The organism is Xanthomarina arctica, assembly GCF_014638915.1.
Classification (GTDB): domain Bacteria; phylum Bacteroidota; class Bacteroidia; order Flavobacteriales; family Flavobacteriaceae; genus Xanthomarina; species Xanthomarina arctica.
In genome coordinates this window covers 765,578-781,820 of the sequence record NZ_BMFQ01000001.1, presented here as the reverse complement: position 1 = coordinate 781,820, position 16,243 = coordinate 765,578, and the positions used below count along the sequence as shown (strand labels likewise).

General features: G+C 31.8%; 12 protein-coding genes and 1 tRNA gene. 5 read left to right on the top strand and 8 right to left on the bottom strand.

Translation table 11 applies throughout. The features are described 5' to 3' along the window. Positions 1 to 37: 37 nt before the first annotated feature. Both IEV77_RS03415 and IEV77_RS03410 read left to right on the top strand, forming a co-directional pair. Positions 38 to 835, top strand: coding sequence for a universal stress protein (locus IEV77_RS03415; RefSeq protein ID WP_188461846.1), 798 nt, complete (start codon positions 38 to 40; stop codon positions 833 to 835). A 131-nt stretch (positions 836 to 966) separates the two neighbouring features. Continuing rightward, positions 967 to 1,040 (top strand) — tRNA-Ala (locus tag IEV77_RS03410). A 25-nt stretch (positions 1,041 to 1,065) separates the two neighbouring features. On the opposite strand, the gene IEV77_RS03405 is transcribed toward IEV77_RS03410, so the two are convergent. From IEV77_RS03405 to IEV77_RS03385, 5 genes are all read right to left on the bottom strand, one after another. Next, positions 1,066 to 1,920: an alpha/beta hydrolase family protein gene (locus tag IEV77_RS03405; RefSeq protein ID WP_188461844.1), complete on the bottom strand. Its 855-nt coding sequence runs from the start codon at positions 1,918 to 1,920 to the stop codon at positions 1,066 to 1,068. After that, positions 1,917 to 4,676 carry a PD-(D/E)XK nuclease family protein gene (locus tag IEV77_RS03400; RefSeq protein ID WP_188461842.1) on the bottom strand — a complete coding sequence of 920 codons (2,760 nt, stop codon included), beginning with the start codon at positions 4,674 to 4,676 and terminating at the stop codon, positions 1,917 to 1,919. The genes IEV77_RS03405 and IEV77_RS03400 overlap by 4 nt, the downstream gene beginning before the upstream one ends. 67 nt (positions 4,677 to 4,743) lie before the next feature. After that, positions 4,744 to 6,102, bottom strand: a complete 1,359-nt coding sequence (locus IEV77_RS03395) for an OmpA family protein (protein ID WP_188461840.1) — start codon at positions 6,100 to 6,102, stop codon at positions 4,744 to 4,746. Positions 6,103 to 6,227: 125 nt separating this feature from the next. Next, positions 6,228 to 7,421: a glycine C-acetyltransferase gene (gene kbl, locus IEV77_RS03390; protein ID WP_188461839.1), complete on the bottom strand. Its 1,194-nt coding sequence runs from the start codon at positions 7,419 to 7,421 to the stop codon at positions 6,228 to 6,230. 22 nt (positions 7,422 to 7,443) lie between these two features. Continuing rightward, positions 7,444 to 10,593: a UvrD-helicase domain-containing protein gene (locus IEV77_RS03385; protein ID WP_188461837.1), complete on the bottom strand. Its 3,150-nt coding sequence runs from the start codon at positions 10,591 to 10,593 to the stop codon at positions 7,444 to 7,446. 125 nt (positions 10,594 to 10,718) lie between these two features. On the opposite strand from IEV77_RS03385, the gene IEV77_RS03380 reads away from it, so the two are divergent. Continuing rightward, positions 10,719 to 11,327 (top strand): superoxide dismutase, encoded by a 609-nt coding sequence (locus IEV77_RS03380; RefSeq protein ID WP_188461835.1) that lies wholly within the window; start codon positions 10,719 to 10,721, stop codon positions 11,325 to 11,327. Positions 11,328 to 11,883: 556 nt separating this feature from the next. Here the strand turns inward: IEV77_RS03380 and IEV77_RS03375 are convergent. Together IEV77_RS03375 and IEV77_RS03370 are read right to left on the bottom strand one after the other, a co-directional pair. Continuing rightward, entirely contained in the window at positions 11,884 to 13,782 is a 1,899-nt protein-coding gene (locus tag IEV77_RS03375) for an amidophosphoribosyltransferase (protein WP_188461833.1), read from the bottom strand. Between the two features lie 61 nt (positions 13,783 to 13,843). Continuing rightward, positions 13,844 to 14,770, bottom strand: a complete 927-nt coding sequence (locus IEV77_RS03370; protein ID WP_188461831.1) for a PfkB family carbohydrate kinase — start codon at positions 14,768 to 14,770, stop codon at positions 13,844 to 13,846. 238 nt (positions 14,771 to 15,008) lie between these two features. Between IEV77_RS03370 and IEV77_RS03365 the strand changes: the two genes are divergently transcribed. Continuing rightward, positions 15,009 to 15,293 carry a hypothetical protein gene (locus tag IEV77_RS03365; protein WP_188461829.1) on the top strand — a complete coding sequence of 95 codons (285 nt, stop codon included), beginning with the start codon at positions 15,009 to 15,011 and terminating at the stop codon, positions 15,291 to 15,293. Continuing rightward, positions 15,265 to 15,573 carry a type II toxin-antitoxin system RelE/ParE family toxin gene (locus IEV77_RS03360; protein ID WP_188461827.1) on the top strand — a complete coding sequence of 103 codons (309 nt, stop codon included), beginning with the start codon at positions 15,265 to 15,267 and terminating at the stop codon, positions 15,571 to 15,573. Before IEV77_RS03365 ends, IEV77_RS03360 begins: the two co-directional genes overlap by 29 nt. Before the next feature lies 1 nt (position 15,574). Here the strand turns inward: IEV77_RS03360 and IEV77_RS03355 are convergent, their stop codons facing one another. Beyond that, positions 15,575 to 16,216 (bottom strand): ribonuclease H1 domain-containing protein, encoded by a 642-nt coding sequence (locus IEV77_RS03355; protein ID WP_188461824.1) that lies wholly within the window; start codon positions 16,214 to 16,216, stop codon positions 15,575 to 15,577. Positions 16,217 to 16,243: the final 27 nt, after the last annotated feature.

The window sequence follows — 16,243 nt, the reverse complement described above, 5'->3', positions numbered from 1 at the left end:
TTTGCATCAAATATCTTGTAAATTTAGTTTTTTAATTATGAAAAATATATTAGTTCCTGTTGGTTCATCTAAAAATGCGGTAAGTCATTTACAGTATGCTGTAGATTTCGCCAAGTCTTTTGGTGCAAAAATATATGTTGTACAGATTTATAATGTGTACACCAAAGCTGGTACCATGATTAAAATAGATCATATTTTGGAACGAGAAAGTTTAGAGTTTTTAAAATCTCACGTTGCCAAAATAGATACTAAAGGGGTTGATGTTCGAATTAAAACTTTTAAAGGAAAATTAATCGATACTATAGAATTGGTATGCAAATCTCTAGACATCGATTTAATTATGATAGAGCCTCGAACTAATTCTATTAGAGAAGAGGTGTATTTAGGTAAAACCTCTGGAAAAATTATTAAGCAAACCAATATTCCTGCTTTAATTGTACCAGAAGGATTTAAATACAAGCCTATGAGTAATATTTTATTGGCTATAAAATCTGCTATTATAAAAAAAGGAAATAGTTTAGATCCGTTATTGGATATTAAAACCCATTTTAAATCTGTTGTGAATTTATTATTGGTAAAAACACCATATCATAATGAAGGCGATTTTGAGATTGACGACCAACTGTCTGCTATAATTACCAACACAACTTTTTCTGAAAATGCGACTACATTTCAAGCAGTTTTAGAACATTATAAAGACATCAATCCAGATTTATTATGTGTTGTTAGACGTAAACGTGGTTTTTTCAACAAACTGTGGGAAAAAAATACGATTTTGAAGAAAGATTTTCAAAGCACCACTTTACCGGTATTAGTATTAAGTGGATTGAAATAAAGTAACTTAATTAGTTAAAAAAAATTATCTTTGAAGCTTCCAAATGGAAGTAGAGGTTGAAGCATATTAGCTAGAAAAAGAGAAGTATATTTAAAAACTTCCGCTGGAAGGATCTGGCGAAAAAATAATTTGGGGGATTAGCTCAGTTGGCTAGAGCGCTACGCTGGCAGCGTAGAGGTCATCGGTTCGAATCCGATATTCTCCACAAATTAAAAAAGAGTTTCTATACCTTATAGAGACTCTTTTCTTTTTATATACATCAGACTTTTATCCACCACTTCTTTTAATTTATTTGGAAGTTCTTCTTCTTCCCAAGGATGCTTAGACCCAAAAACATGATTGGTATTTTCAATGGTAATCAACTTACTATTTGGGTTCCAATTATGTAATGCTTTGGCTTCTTCAAAGGAAACTGAAGGGTCTAAGTCTCCATGAATAATGATATGGGGAATTTTTAGTCCTTTTGTTGCTAGTTCAATATTTAAACGGGTTTCATTGTTTTTGAAATCTTCATAAAACTGGTATTTATGAGGCATTTTTTGTTTGGTCCTTCCGTTTAAAACATATTTTACACCATCTTCTTTCCATTGTTCTAAATCGCCTATTGTAGCAGTTCTTTCGCTAAAATCGCAAACGCCGGCCCAAGTTATTAACTTAGTAATCCTTGAATCTTCTGAAGCAAAAATGGTAACTATACCTCCGCCTCGCGAATGACCGATTAAGGTGATATTATTTTTGTCAATCTCGCTAGCATTAGGATTATCTTTAGACAGTAAGTAATCCAAAATATCGTTCAAATCTTGTAGTTCTTTACTGTAATTGTTTTCAGAAAAAGCATTTAAATCTGGAAAATCAATTGGGTTTTTAACCGTTCCTCCGTTATGTGAAAAGTTGAATTTTACAAAAAATAAATCTTCAGATTTAAAAGCTTCAGCTACTAAATTCCAACTTCCCCAATCTTTAAACCCTTTATAACCATGACAAAAAACAACCAAAGGTTTTGGATTTTTTGTAGGATTAAAAAAAGCATCCCACACTATTGGTTTCTGGTTGTTTCTATATAAAACAAGGTTTTTAGTTATCATTCTATTTCTTTTTCAATAAAATTCACATTGGGATTACAGATTTCAACAATGAGTTTTTTTAGTTCTATTTCGAAAGACTCTAAGATATCTTCAGAAATTAAGGTGATTTTATTTCTATCGTAAGCACTTTCTTTTTTAGCAAATTTTAAAAACCCTGAACTCAAATTTTTAAATGAAATAACACCTGCTTCCAAAGGTAAACTCACTTTTTCATCCTGAAACATAGTATAGGCATAACATAATACCTGAAAGGATTTACCGTATTTCTTGTAGTCGGTTGTCAAGTCTTCCCAATCGATGACTTCCACTTGATTTTGTTCAACTTTACCTGTTTTATAATCTATAATGCGGGTAAGGCCATTATATTGGTCCACACGATCTACTTTACCTGTAAGATATATGGGGAAATCCAATCCTTCAACTTTTATAGACACTCTATTTTCACTTTCAATTCCCAAAATTTTTATCTCATTACCCTGTTTTAAATCTGCAATTTCCATCTCTAGGAAATTATTTAAATACCGTTTCGCTATTTCAAAAACAATCAGGTTTTTACCTTTGGTTATATCGCCCTCTTTGAAAAACTCTTTAAAATGATGGCTAACACGAGAATCAATTAAGGTTTTCATGTCACTAACAATTTCAGATGTAATAAACTCACCTATATATGGCGTATATAAATCGTCTAAAGTATTATGAATAACATTTCCTAAGGTATTAGCCGCTACAGTTTCCTCAACCTCATCAAATTCCCCAATTTTCAATATTTTCTGATTGTAAAAATCTATAGGATTTCTTATATAATTTATCAAAGATGAAGGTGAAAATCCTTTATCTGCAATTTCTTTAATACGATTTAAGATCTTATCATTTTTCTTTATCTGATTCAATTCAGTATTTGACAAACTGATGTTTGGTAAAACCATTTTATGTGAAATCTTATGAATTCCTTCCAGTTCCAATTGCGTAATAAATCTACTTTTCTCGCCACCATTTAAGATATCTGCCTCTGTATTGTAGAGTATGTGAATATTTTTAGCGCGTTGTATTAACCTGTAAAAATGATAAGAATATACAGCATCCTTTTCTTTATAAGTTGGCAAATGGTATTGCAACTTCACATCAAAAGGAATAAAAGAATTATTACTTTTTCCTGAAGGCAATATGCCTTCATTAACAGAAGAGATAATAACCGTATCAAAATCTAACACACGAGACTCAAGCATTCCCATAACCTGTAAACCTTTTAAAGGTTCCCCTTTAAAATCTAAAGTTTCTGTACTTAATAAGTTTTTATAAACTTCAAATAAGGTATTCGTGCTTTTCAAATATGGGTATTTGGAATGTAACCTGGTTAGCTCATTAAAAAGTTCATTAAATTTATACAAGTATTCTAAACTTAATAAATGTTGCGTTTTCTCGATGTCTAAATAATCCTTTATTTTAAGAATTAAAACTTGCACCTGTTTTAATGCCGTTTCTGCGCTGTTCTCCCAACTACGAAATAGAATATCTATAATATTTCCAAAAGGCTTAGAAAGCTCTTTTAATTGGTCGAGAGTTAAATAAACCAAATTGTTTTTCTGAATGGTTTCAACAATCTCTGTTATTTGCGATCTATTATTAATCTCAAATAATGGACTAATATTTTGATGTGTAAGTATTCCTATCACATCCTTGTAATAATATGTTTTATTGCCGTCCTTATGTAAATAAAATAATTTTTCGAATAAGGATGCCATTGGAACCGAATTAAGTGGTAATCCCATGGTTATATTTAGGGCATCGATTGCTGGAGGTAATGAATTGAGTATTGGTAGTAATAAATTTTCGTCGCCTAGAACGATGGCTGTTTTACTTAAATTATTGCTCGTGCTTGTTATAGTATTTAAAATAGAACCTATATGCTTTGCTTGCCCTATATTTTTTGGCACACCATAAACCGAAATATTCTTTTCTTCTGGATAGTTATTAGAAATCCAATTGAAAGAATTTTTTTTAAAATAGGTCCAATTCTCTTTATAGTTTCTAGTGAATAAGCCAGCATCATGTATAGTATTTTCGAAAAAGGTTTTTTCAATATCCCAATATATTTGGGCAAGACCCTTTTGAAGTAATTCTTGAATAATTGTTTCTTCGGCAGTATTTAGCGCATTGAAGCCTAAAAAGATTAGTTTTTTATCCGGATTAGATTGGATATAGGTTTCAACATTATTTACAGCTTCTCTATAAATTAAACCTTGGTATCCTATATTGTTTTCTATTAGACGATCTGTGAAATGAGTATAATACTCAAGAAGTTTATTCCAAAAAGCTAAATATTTTTTTACAAATTCGGTTTTCTCTTTTTGAAGAGACCAGTGATTTATATCTTGAATGGCACTCAAATAATTGAAAATCTCTTTTTGGGGAATAAGATAACGATCAATTTCATTAAAATCCTGAACAATAAGTTGTGCCCATTTTGAAAATGATTCAAAATTATCTTGATCAGCTACTGGAGTTAATTTTATATAAACTGAGTAAAACTCAAAAAGTAATTCGGTATTGGAGATTGGTTTTAATTGGGAAAGATCGCTTGTAAATTCTTCAATACTTATTATTTCGGGAGAAAAGATGGTTTCCTTAATAACATTTGGGATTTCATTCTTTAGAAAAACACCGGCTCTTTTACTAGGAAGAACAAAGGTAAGCTTCGAAATATTTTCGTTTTTCGAATGTAAGGAATTTAATACTTCATGGATAAATGTTCTCATCCTATAAAAATAAAAAACGCTCCGAATTTCGGAGCGTTTTTAAAAAATATTTTAAGATTTAGTTAACTTATTTTTGTAAGTTAATTTCAACTCTTCTATTGTTAGCTCTACCAGCTCTAGTTTTGTTAGTATCTATTGGGTTAGCTTCTCCAAAACCTTCAGATTTAAGTCTGCTAGATGCAACTCCGTTAGTGATTAAGTAATTCATAACTGAACTAGCTCTTTCTTTAGATAATTTCAAGTTTAAAGCATCGCTACCAACACTATCAGTATAACCTTGTATGTTGAATTTAGCATTTGGATATTCATTTACGATTCCAATGATGTTTTGTAACACCTCAGCAGATTCAGATTTGATAGAAGCTTTACCTGTATCAAATAAGATAGTTTTAGCGTAAGCATTTAATGCTTTCTTAACTTCTTCAGTTAATTCAGGACAACCTTGGTTTGCAACAGTTCCGTAAACATCAGGACATAAATCATCTTTGTCTGGAACACCATCGCCATCTTTATCTGGCCAAGGACATCCACCGTTTGCAACTGGACCAGCTACATCAGGACATTTATCGTCTGGATTAGGAATTCCATCACCATCAGTATCAGGACAACCATCAAATTGAGGTAAACCAGCAACAGTAGGACAAGCATCTAAATTATCAGGAATACCATCTCCGTCAGTATCAGGACAGCCATCAAACTCAGCTGGACCAGCTTCAAGAGGACAAGCATCTAAACTATCTTCGATACCATCTCCATCAGTGTCAGGACAACCGTTAAATTCAGCTAAACCAGGAACTTCTGGACATGCATCATTTGCATCGTATATTCCATCACCATCTGTATCTTTTCCACCAAATTTAAATGTTAAACCAGCAAAATGTTGGAAGTGTGATGATAAGTAATCTTCAAACGAATGTTTGTAAGTACTTTGGATTGTAATTGCAATGTTTTCACTCATCCAAAAATTGAAACCTAAAGCACCGTTTAAAGTACCAGCTCCTATTTTATCTACCCAAGTGTAACCACCACCTACTCCTAGGTAAGGCTCAATTACTTTAGAGTTGATTAATTCTTGGAAACTGTATTTTACAGTACCATCTAATCCATAATAAGATAAGTCATTCACTTCTTCGTCACCGAATTGTGAAATTTTGTTGATAGATCCAGTTACTCCAAATGAGAAACCATTACTAAAATACCTTGAAGCGGATACACTAGATAAAGAAGGCAAAATGTTCCAGTGATCACGAGCATTAAAATACTCATCAAAGAATTCTCCAAGTGGAGCAGGTTCTCCTGTTGGGTAGAAATCAACTGCGTTTACTCCTAGACTAATAGCCCACGGATTGTTTTCATCTTGTGCATTAATGTTGCTAAAACTTAACATAAGCAACATTGCGAACAATAATCTGCTAAGATTTTTCATATTCAAAAGTTTAATTTTTAAGTGTTAATTGTAAGCAAAAGTAAGTTGTTAAATATTATTAACAAAGACAAATATAGAAAAATATTGAATATTTTACCTAAAATTTGCGGGTTTGTATAAATTATTTAAATTATTTCTAAAAGTTTACCAACTTTTTTAAAGGCAATGATAGCTTTATCAAGGTGTTCTTTTTCATGAGCTGCCGATAACTGAACCCTAATTCTAGCTTTTTCTTTAGGTACTACTGGAAAAAAGAATCCTATAACATAAATACCTTCCTTTAGTAGTAAATTTGCCATGGTTTGCGCCAATTTCGCATCGTATAGCATAACTGGAACAATAGCCGAATCTCCATCGATGATATCCAAGCCAGCTTCTTTCATTCCTTTTTTAAAGTAATTTGTGTTCCATTCTAATTTATCTCTTAAGGAGGTATCGTTTTTCAACATATCAAATACCTTTATTGAAGCCCCTACAATAGCTGGTGCTAAAGAATTGGAGAACAAGTATGGTCTTGAGCGTTGGCGTAACAATTCAATAATTTCTTTTTTACCTGTTGTATACCCGCCCATGGCTCCACCCATAGCTTTACCAAGCGTTCCTGTAATAATATCTATTCTTCCTAAAACATTTTTCTCTTCCAGGGTTCCTATTCCAGTTTTTCCAATAAATCCAGTGGCATGACATTCATCAATCATAACCATAGCATCATATTTATCTGCTAGATCACATATTTTGTCTAGGGGTGCAACCAAACCATCCATGGAAAAAACACCATCTGTAACTATAATTTTAAATCTAGCACCATTTTTATTGGCGTCAATTAATTGGGCTTCTAGATCTGCCATATCACTATTTTTATAACGATATCTTGCTGCTTTACACAATCTAACACCATCTATTATTGAAGCATGGTTCAATGAATCTGAGATAATAGCATCTTCGGCACCTAATAAAGGTTCGAAAACACCACCATTCGCATCAAAAGCTGCCGCATATAAGATGGTATCTTCTGTATTATAAAATGATGCTATTTTTTTCTCTAATTCTTTATGAATATCCTGAGTTCCACAAATAAAACGAACAGACGACATACCAAAACCATGCGTATCCATAGTATCTTTAGCGGCCTGAATGACATCTGGATGAGAGGATAACCCCAAATAATTGTTGGCACAAAAGTTTAAAACTTTTTCTCCAGTATCTAATGTTATTTCAGCTCCTTGTGCCGACGTTATTATCCTTTCGGTTTTATATAAACCGTTGTCTTTGATGTCTTGAATTTCAGCTTCTAAATGCTCTTTAATTTTTCCGTACATGTCTAAGTTGTTTTTTGCAAATTTAAAATTCTTTTACTTCTATCCCGTCATTAATATAAACAACTATTTTTTTTGAGACTGTTAAATCCATCTCCAATAGTATGTTTTCGTATTCTAGAAGTTGTAATAAATGTTTCTTGTCTTCTACTCCTGTCTTATAATCTATAAGAGTCACTTCATTTTTATTATTAAACACCAATCTGTCTGGTCGACACATGACACCTGATTTTGACAGAATATCACGTTCATTTAAAATAAGCTCTTTGGTATTATAATAGGATTTTAAATTTTTATGAGACACAATATTTAAAACCACTGTTTTTAAAACTTTTGCCTGATCTACCGTTATGGTGTTGGTATTTATAAAATCGTCCATGACCATATCAATATCTTCTAAAGTTTTAATTTTAGACATAATGTTATGAATCAAATTCCCCTTTTCTATAGCTTCCTCCCGAAACGTATCCCATAAATAACCAGAATTGGTAACAATTTTAATATTATGCTCGTATTTTGGTGTTGAAATAAATTCCGTTTGCGCTATCGTATCCTTAGAAATTTTCTTTTTTTCTGAAGTTTTATTAGGATTCCCAAAAGTATAAATCAACTGATTGTCGTTCCAAAGTTTTAAATGACTTAAATAGTTTATTAAAAATCCTGAATATGTTGACTCTTTTACGCCTCCTTTAGCATTGATATCCTTTTTTGAAATAATATGAAGTTGCTCCACTGCTCGGGTTAATGCGACATATATTAAATTGATATTATCCAATTCTAATTCTGAACGATGGTTGTTATAAATCTGATTACCGATGTCTCCATAATTCTCGAAGTCCTTATTAAAATTCAATAAAGTATACGAGAAACCATTAAAAGTATCTTTATCTATAGGAAACCATTCTTTAGCTTCTATTTCTTTATAAATATCCAAATCTGCAAATGGAAAAATTACCACTGGAAATTCAAGACCTTTGGATTTATGAATAGTCATTATTTGAACTGCTTCTTGTCCAGAAGGAGATACAATACTTAAATTATCTTCCTTCTTCTCGAAATACTCAATAAAACCTGATAAATCTGAGAGTTTTTTCTGGGAATATTCGAATACAAAATCTAAGAAATATTGCACATAAGCATTCGATTTTTTTACCAAACTAAAAGATCTCACTACAGTTTCAGCTAATTCAAACAAGGACAACTGCAATAAATAATTGTGATTTAATTCAATATTATAAACCCCTAATTCTTTTAATAAATCTGGTAAATCCAGGTGTATCAATTTCTCAAAAAAGGTATGCTTTTCTTCAATATTAAAGACAGTAGCTAAGTAATTTAAAACCTGAATTTTAATTTCGTTGTTTTTAGGCTGTTGTAATATTTTTAAAAAATTAACCGCAAAAGCGACTTCCGGGGAGTTTTTCAATAACAAGGTTTCCGACGAAATAAGAGGGATGTGATTTTCGTTCAAAAAATCGGCAATGGCTACACCTTCTTTTTTCTTTCTTACAAGAATACAGATATCGCTATAAGTAAATCCGTTTTCTATAGAATTTTGAATGTGTTCAAGCGTTTTTTCAGTGTATAATTGATAGCTGTCATCTTCTTTGCTAATGTCCAAAAACTCCAAACTAACATACCCTTCCTGTTTTTTTGTTATTTCTTGTTTTGAATTCTGGTACAGTTGTTTGTAATCATCATTTACAAACATGGTGTTGGATAAATACTCAAAAAAGCCATTGTTAAACTTTAAGATTTCTTGAAAACTCCTAAAGTTTTGTGGCAAATTAACTACTTCCTGAGGTATTTGAAATGGATTTTCAGAGGCATTAAACAAGTCTATAAACTGTTCTGCTTTTCCTCCTCGCCATCTATAAATAGCCTGTTTGGCATCTCCAACCAGCATGACAGAACCTATTTCGCTATTTGGAATTTCTTGAGACAGGCTATTATCCATTAAAGGTTTCAAATTTCCCCATTGCAAAACAGAGGTATCTTGAAACTCGTCTATAAAATAATGTTTGAATTTTTCACCCAAACGCTCATAAATAAAAGGTGTTGGTTGGTTTTTTATCTCATTACTTATTAAGGAATTAAATTCTGAAATAAGCACTTTGTTTTGCTCTTCTTTTAACCTAATTAATTCTTTGTTTATAACATTTAAAACAGATAATGGCGTGATGTTTTTATAAAAAGCCTTTAAAAACTTATAATGAAAAAATGCTTTTTTCGTCTCGTTAAAAGCTGAAGCTATTTGAGGCTGTATGGCTTCTATGGTTGAAGCAACATCTGCCGAAACACGTTTAGGATATAACGTTTTACTTTCCAAATCGTCTTGCCATTTGGCCTCAAAAGCAACGGTAAAATTTTTATCCGCTAATTTTTGAAAATGTTTTGGTAAATAACTACCCGAGAAATCATCGAACTGCAAGCTACTTTCTTCAATAAGAGTTAAGATTCCTTGCGCTTGGGTTACAATCAATTCTACAGTGTTTTTTACGTCATTTCTTAATTGCTTTTTAAGCACTTTAAAATCGTCAAGAGTTTTATCTTTTAAGCTGTTAATAAAAGGTCTATCGTCTTCACTAACTAATAGTTTCGATATTTTATTAAAATCGAAAGACACGTCCCAGCTTTTATCATCGTCGGCTTTTTCAATAGCAAAATCCACCAATACTTTTGTTAATTCTTTTTCGGTTCCGGCTTTAGCAATTAACCTATCTACAGCTTCATTTAATAGGGCTTCTTGGTCTAATTCTACTTCAAAGTTTAGAGGCAATTTTAAATCGTAAGCAAAAGTCCTAATAATTCGATGCGTAAATCCATCTATGGTTGAAATATCAAAAGCCGCATAATTATAAATAATGGTCTTTAAAAGTTGTTTTGATTTGTTATGAATCGTTTCAGAGTCTTTTTGCAGTTCCTTGCATATCATTTGAAACATATCGTTTGGATGCTCCAAGATATCTTCCGAAGAAAAAGCAGTTAAGGTTTCTATAATGCGCTCTTTCATTTCGCTTGCCGCTTTATTGGTAAACGTAATGGCAAGAATATTTTTAAACGTATCGTTAAAAGGAGATTTTAAAATAATTTTTAAGTACTCTTTTACAAGCGTAAACGTTTTTCCACTTCCTGCAGAAGCATTGTAAACCAAAAAAGGACTCTGTTTATCCATAAACCGCAAATTTTTACACAAGATAAAAACTATCGATGAGATGATAGATATATATTATTTTTAATTCATGCTATTTATCCGTAAATTTGATAGAATTAATTATTAACACATTAAAACATAATATTATGGCTTTCGAATTACCGAAATTAAAATATGCTTATGATGCTTTAGAGCCTCATATAGACGCAAGAACAATGGAGATTCATTATACAAAACACCATCAAGGCTATACAAATAACTTAAATAACACCATTGAAGGCACGGATTTAGAAGGAAAAAATATTGAAAATATCCTTATAAATTTAGATATGGACAATAAGGCTGTTAGAAATAATGGAGGTGGATTTTACAACCACTCATTATTCTGGGAGATTATGAATCCTGAAGGAAAAGGTTATTTGTCTGGAGATTTAAAAGACGCTATACTTGAAGCTTATGGAACTGTAGATGCTTTTAAAGATGCATTTAGCAAAGCTGCTGCAACACAATTTGGTTCAGGTTGGGCTTGGTTATGTGTTCATAAAGGTGGAAAAGTTGAAGTTTGTTCTACACCAAATCAAGATAATCCATTAATGCCGGAAACGACATGTGGTGGAACTCCAATTTTAGGATTAGATGTTTGGGAACATGCTTACTATTTAAACTATCAAAATAGAAGACCAGATTACATTAATGCATTTTTTAATGTGATTAACTGGAATGAAGTTGAAAGACGTTATGCTGAAGCTAAATAGTTTTTAACTTCTTTATATTTATATGAAAGCAAATCTTAATTGGTTTGCTTTTTTTTATGTTGTGAAATTGGAGTTAAGAAATTATTGTAATCTTTAGAACAGATTGAAACTTCTTTGGGGATTAAAAATGAAAAAAGGCGAACGAGAGTTCACCTTTTTTGCCCCAAATCTACCATAAACTTAACCTACTTATGTTATGGTAAGGTCAAATATATAATGGTTAGTACTCTAAAAAAAAATAAATAGATAAACTACATATAAATTAGGTAAACGATGATTAATTCATCTTTTAAGCTATTATATCATGTTTTAAATGTTTTTTAATACTGAATTTGAGAGAATTATAAAAGAGTAAAAATAAAAAAAGGCGAACGTTAGTTCACCTTTTTTTGCCCCAAATCTACCATGAACTTAACCTACTTATGTTATGGTACGTCTAATGTAGTTTTATTTTATTTAATGGTTTTAATATTTTAGATGAAATGCATGTATTTCAGATAAAAGTCGCTTTTTAGCTTACAAACCACTTAAAATTAATGTTTTAAGATCTAAAAAATTAATATGCTCGTTCTTTATTACCCTCATAAAAATTAATAAATGCTCTGTTTACTACGCGATTTCCCCCTGGAGTTGGATAATTTCCAGTAAAATACCAGTCACCTAAATTTTTAGGACACGCTTTATGCAAATTCTCTACTGGTTGGAAAATAGCTACAACCTCAGATTTTACTGTGTCTTCACAAATTAATTCGGCAATTTTATTAGAGATGGCTTCAGCAGAAAATTGAGAATAGAGCTCTTTTACAAAATTTCTAATATCTTTATCTTCCAATTCTACTTGAGCGATACATTTTTCGTAAACTTCTTTTATTAAATGGTATTTGTTATTTTCCTGTAACAACTCTAACATCGCTCTAAAAGCAATTAAGTCTTCTAATCTAGCCATATCAATCCCATAACAATCTGGATAACGTATTTGTGGCGCAGAGGAAACAACTACAATCTTTTTAGGATTCAAACGATCCATCATTTTAATAATACTTTTCTTGAGAGTTGTTCCTCTTACAATACTATCATCTATAATTACCAAATTATCTGTTGGCTTGATTACGCCATAAGTAACATCATAAACGTGAGCTACTAAATCGTCACGACTACTATCTTCCGTAATAAAGGTTCTTAATTTAACATCTTTAATAGCTATTTTCTCAATTCTAGGGCGTTCAGATAAAATTTCAGTAACTCTTTCTGCTGAAAGTTTTCCATTACCATTTAAAATGGCTTGAGTTTTTTTCTTGTTAAGATGATCTTCAACCGATTCAATCATCCCAAAGAAGGATGTTTCTGCTGTATTTGGAATAAAAGAAAACACGGTGTTTTTGGTATCATTATCGATTGCTTCCAAAACTTTAGGCATTAAAAGTTTTCCTAATGTTTTACGCTCTTGATAAATTTCAGCGTCACTTCCTCTAGAAAAGTAAATACGTTCAAAAGAACATGCTTTTCTTTCTAAAGGTTCTAGAATTTTGGTAATTGAAACTTCGCCAGATTTTTTAGTAATAATAGCGTGTCCAGGTTCTAATTCTTTAACATCTTCGAAAGCTACGTTGAACACCGTTTGTATTACTGGGCGCTCAGAGGCTACAACAACAACTTCGTCATCTTGATAATAATAGGTAGGTCTTATTCCTGCTGGATCTCTTAATACAAAAGAATCTCCATGTCCTAAAAGTCCCGCCATAGCATAACCACCATCCCAATTTTTAGCTGCTTTTCTTAATATTTTAGCAACATTAAGTCGTTCGGCAATTAAAGGACTGCATTCGTTTTTACTATAACCTTCCTTTTTTAATTGTTTGTATTTTTTGGCAACCGCATCATCTAAAAAGTGACCAATCTTTTCCATGATGGTAACAGTATCTGCCATTTCTTTAGGATGCTGACCAATTCTAACTAAACCGTCAAATAATTCATTCACGTTAGTCATATTGAAATTACCAGCAACAATTAGGTTTCTGTGCATCCAATTATTCTGTCTTAAAAACGGATGTACATTTTCAACACTATTTTTTCCAAAAGTCCCGTATCTCACATGCCCAAGAAGTACTTCGCCTATATAAGGTAACTCCTTTTTTTGCATCGCAACATCATCCTTATATTCAGGATGATCTGACATCTCCTTATTGATTCTGTCGTTAATTTGAGCAAAAATATCTTGTATAGGCTGTTGTGCTATAGAACGAACACGACTTATATATCGTTCTCCAGGCTTGGTATCTAACTTAATGCTTGCAAACCCTGCACCATCTTGACCACGATTGTGCTGTTTCTCCATCATGAGATACATTTTATTTACACCATAAAAAGCAGTTCCGTATTTTTTATGGTAATATTCTAAAGGTTTTAAGAGCCTAATGTGTGCAATACCACATTCGTGTTTTAAGGCGTCACTCATTGTTAGTTGTGTTGTAAGTGTTTATAATTAAAAAACGCGCTCAATTACGAGCGCGTTTTTTTTATGTTAATTCAATATCGAATTGGGTTAAGCTTTTAAATTCTTGTAAGCGATGATGCACTTCTTTATTTTTCAAATCTGTCATGCGTTCCGTACCAAATTTCTCTACACAAAACGATGCTAACGTGGATCCATAAATAACTGCATTCTTCATATTCTCAAAAGAGATATCTTTAGTTTGTGCTAAATATCCTGCAAATCCTCCTGCAAAGGTATCTCCAGCACCTGTTGGATCAAAAACCTCTTCAAGGGGTAAAGCGGGTGCATAAAACACATTGTCTTTATGAAACAATAAGGCACCATGTTCTCCTTTTTTAATTACGACATATTTAGGTCCCATTTCATGAATTTTGCGAGCAGCAACTACTAAGGAATACTCACCAGTTAATTGTCTAGCTTCTTCGTCATTGATAGTAATTACATCTACTTTCTTGATAACGTTCAACAATTCGGGTAAAGCACAATCCATCCAGAAATTCATGGTATCCAAAATAACTAATTTTGGTTTACTCTCCATTTGTTCTAAAACACTTAATTGGACGATAGGATGTAAATTTCCTAACATTACAATTTCAGAATCTCTATATGTTGCTGGTACTACAGGATTAAAATCTGCAAGTACATTAAGTTCTGTAGCTAAAGTGTCACGAGAATTCATATCGTTATGATATTTTCCGCTCCAAAAAAACGTTTTTCCTTCTTTTACAATTTCTACACCAGAAATATCTATGTTTCTATCTGCTAACAGGTCTAAATATTTTTGAGGAAAATCGCCTCCAACAATAGAAACAACTGCTGAATCTATGTTAAATTGAGATGCTGCCAAGCCAATATAGGTTGCTGCTCCACCAAGAATTTTATCTGTTTTACCAAAAGGGGTTTCTATAGCATCGAAAGCTACAGTTCCAACTATTACTAATTTGCTCATAATGAGGTTTGAAAATTTGATGCAAATATAAGGTATTTAGCTACTAATACGCGTATGTTTTTTTGAAATAAAAAATCATTTTCTGCCAGACTATCTAGAATTTTTAGTCATACTTTGATTTCGTTCTTCTAGTTAAAATGGTTGTAATTGCTGAATTATCACGATAAAAAATCAATTTTGAAGGCTCTGAATCGTAACTCCGTAAATTATACGTATATTTATCATAAATCTTACAAATATGAAATCGAAAAAAAAAAGAAAGGAAGTTTCTTTAGATGAAGAAACGCTTGCCATACTTGAAGAAAAAGCAAAAAATCAAGGCAGAAATCTAAAAAATTATATGGAGTTTGTGTTGCGTGAAGAAGCAAATAACATATTAGAAGAACCAAAAGCTTTAAATGTCCGTAAAGCATTGCTTTTAAGCCGTATTCAAAGTGAGGACGGATTGGTTAAGTCAAGTAAAGATGTTATTAACGCAACTAAAAAAAGGATGAATGCAAACAGTGTGGACAAAGCAAGCTGAAGATTCCTTTAATACTACCATTGATTATCTTTTAAAAGTTTGGACAGTAAAAGAAGCTGAAAATTTTATTGAATTGGTAGAGAATATCATTCTTAAAATTGAAGTCAATCCAAAACTTTTTAAAGTTTCGATTTTCGACAAAGAAAGTCGTGAAGCTATTATTACAAAACACACGAGTATGTTTTACAGATTACTAAATAACAATACTATCGAGATTGAATATTTTTGGAATAACTATAGAAATCCTAAAAACTTAAAAAGCTCTGTTAAAAACAATTAAATTATTTTCTGCCAAAATCCGCAGGAATTTCTCCCCAAGCTTTGGTTTCCCATTTCACAATAATTGTACTATAAGTATTGGTTTTAAGCCAGTTTACAGCTCTTTCAACTAATTCAAATAATGCTTTATTTTTATCGTTTCGCTTCAATTTGGTATTGCAGGTCTTCTTTTTAATCCAACTCATCGCGGTTCTTGAATCTGTATAAAGAAGACGATCGCTATTATTTTGTTTTAAAAATGCTAAGCCATGAACAAGTGCTAAGAACTCTCCTATATTATTTGTGCCTTGTTCAAATGGCCCTTGTATAAAGAGTTGCTTTTTCGATTTCGTATCAACACCTCTATATTCCATGATTCCTGGATTTCCAGAAGAAGCTGCGTCAACAGAGATAGAATGGTAATTTGGTTGACCTATTTTTTTTAATTGATCAGAAGAAAGACTAGAAGAAAATTTATTGTTTTTACCAATAAAATCAAAGTAGCTTCCATTAAGTGCTTTCTTTGCGGCATCAAAAGTTTCAAAAGACTTGTATTGAGCACCTTCATAATCTTTAATTTGCGCTTTACAATCGTTCCAAGTTTCAAAAATCCCAGTGCGTTTTCCTTTCCAAACTGTATAATATTTCTTTTTCTTTTTAGACACTGCTTAACGGGTTTAAGATGATTTTTC

Coding starts and splice junctions, on each gene's coding strand:
- IEV77_RS03415 (WP_188461846.1), top strand. CDS start 38: ATGAAAAATATATTAGTTCCTGTTGGTTCATCTAAAAATGCGGTAAGT.
- IEV77_RS03405 (WP_188461844.1), bottom strand. CDS start 1,920: ATGATAACTAAAAACCTTGTTTTATATAGAAACAACCAGAAACCAATA.
- IEV77_RS03400 (WP_188461842.1), bottom strand. CDS start 4,676: ATGAGAACATTTATCCATGAAGTATTAAATTCCTTACATTCGAAAAAC.
- IEV77_RS03395 (WP_188461840.1), bottom strand. CDS start 6,102: ATGAAAAATCTTAGCAGATTATTGTTCGCAATGTTGCTTATGTTAAGT.
- kbl (WP_188461839.1), bottom strand. CDS start 7,421: ATGTACGGAAAAATTAAAGAGCATTTAGAAGCTGAAATTCAAGACATC.
- IEV77_RS03385 (WP_188461837.1), bottom strand. CDS start 10,593: ATGGATAAACAGAGTCCTTTTTTGGTTTACAATGCTTCTGCAGGAAGT.
- IEV77_RS03380 (WP_188461835.1), top strand. CDS start 10,719: ATGGCTTTCGAATTACCGAAATTAAAATATGCTTATGATGCTTTAGAG.
- IEV77_RS03375 (WP_188461833.1), bottom strand. CDS start 13,782: ATGAGTGACGCCTTAAAACACGAATGTGGTATTGCACACATTAGGCTC.
- IEV77_RS03370 (WP_188461831.1), bottom strand. CDS start 14,770: ATGAGCAAATTAGTAATAGTTGGAACTGTAGCTTTCGATGCTATAGAA.
- IEV77_RS03365 (WP_188461829.1), top strand. CDS start 15,009: ATGAAATCGAAAAAAAAAAGAAAGGAAGTTTCTTTAGATGAAGAAACG.
- IEV77_RS03360 (WP_188461827.1), top strand. CDS start 15,265: ATGCAAACAGTGTGGACAAAGCAAGCTGAAGATTCCTTTAATACTACC.